We start from the raw sequence: 1,286 nt of genomic DNA, 5'->3' as shown, positions 1-1,286 counted from the left end.
TCAGCCTTCTCTCTATTGAATGTTAGTGTATCCCCACACGCCATTCTACTACTTTCGCTAGGCATTTTCTTTGGAAGTGCGATCCAAACCTTCACATTTTGGCAGATGCGGGAGCAACGATTTGCAACGATCTCTCATGCAAAACTAGCACAAAGTGCTGTGACGTCAGGCTTTCAGCTTGCTGCGCTAAGCTTCGGATTAATTATTAGCGATATACTTGGCCGATTTGGAAGTGCGACGATTCAAGGGATTAGCTTTTGGAAAACACGTGTCAAAGTGGGTTTTACGAAACGAAATATCGGCTTTTTGGTTCGCAAATATTATCGCTATCCACTGCTTTCATCTGGGTCATTATTTATCAACACCTTGACATTACAAGTCCCGCTATTATTAATCACTTACTATTTTGGAAACGAAGTCGCTGGATTTTTCGGAATGGGCCAACGCGTGATTGGGATGCCAATCGTACTATTAACAAGCGTGCTCAGCCAAGTTTTTTATAGCGTGGCGGCAAAAGGCATGCATACAGAATCGGCACGCGTTTTGGACTTATTTAAAAATGTCGTCCGTACAGCACTGCTTTACGGCTTACCGATTTTCGCTATTTTCGCTGTGTTTGCGCCAAGTCTTTTCGCATTAGTTTTTGGAGAAGAATGGCGTGTGTCAGGTGAATACGTCCAGCGTCTGCTACCGGTTTTTTATCTGCAATTGGTCACCGTCCCTGTTTCGCAAACATTGTATTTAATCGGACGTCAAAAAACGCAATTCCTTTGGGATGTCTCGCGGTTCGTCAGCATCGTTGCGCTATTTTTCATCGCGCATACGCAACAATGGGATATTCTCACAGTCCTTACGAGTTACGCAGTTATAGGCAGTGTTTTTTATGGGATATTTCTATTCTTATCCTACCACTCACTACGAAATTTCGCGTTTGTCACACCACGTTAAAATCGCCAGCCATGTTAAATAGAAGTAAGGAAAGAAAACATGAAAGGAGCACGATCAGTGAAGTTGAAAGTAGAAAAATTAGTCCTTGTTATCGGTGTATTATGTTACATCGCCAGCCTCTATATTGGTTACATTCAGCTCATCTCGCCGAACTACAGCTACTACTCACTGATTAACCTACAACCATCGGGATCAGTAAAAATGGTATCCATCATCTTAGCGCTCATTCCCATTATTTGGTCTGAATCAACTGTGAACCGCCCATCCCAAGTCGTTTATTGGCTACTCTACATCTTGGTTTATATCCCGACCATGGTGATGCCCGACTTCGTACGAGA

Annotated in this window: 2 protein-coding genes; both read left to right on the top strand. The window is 43.1% G+C overall.

The features are described 5' to 3' along the window. A partial coding sequence (locus HCJ54_RS15265) for an oligosaccharide flippase family protein (RefSeq protein WP_187138260.1) occupies positions 1 to 948 on the top strand: 948 nt, incomplete at its 5' end. A gap of 57 nt (positions 949 to 1,005) precedes the next feature. Continuing rightward, positions 1,006 to 1,286 (top strand): hypothetical protein (locus tag HCJ54_RS15260; RefSeq protein ID WP_187138259.1); only part of this gene is annotated, 281 nt, incomplete at its 3' end.

Source organism: Listeria grandensis (assembly GCF_014322885.1).
In the GTDB taxonomy this organism is placed as follows: Bacteria; Bacillota; Bacilli; order Lactobacillales; family Listeriaceae; genus Listeria_A; species Listeria_A grandensis.
The sequence above is the reverse complement of the archived record's forward strand: the minus strand, read 5'-3'. Positions and strand labels throughout refer to the sequence as shown.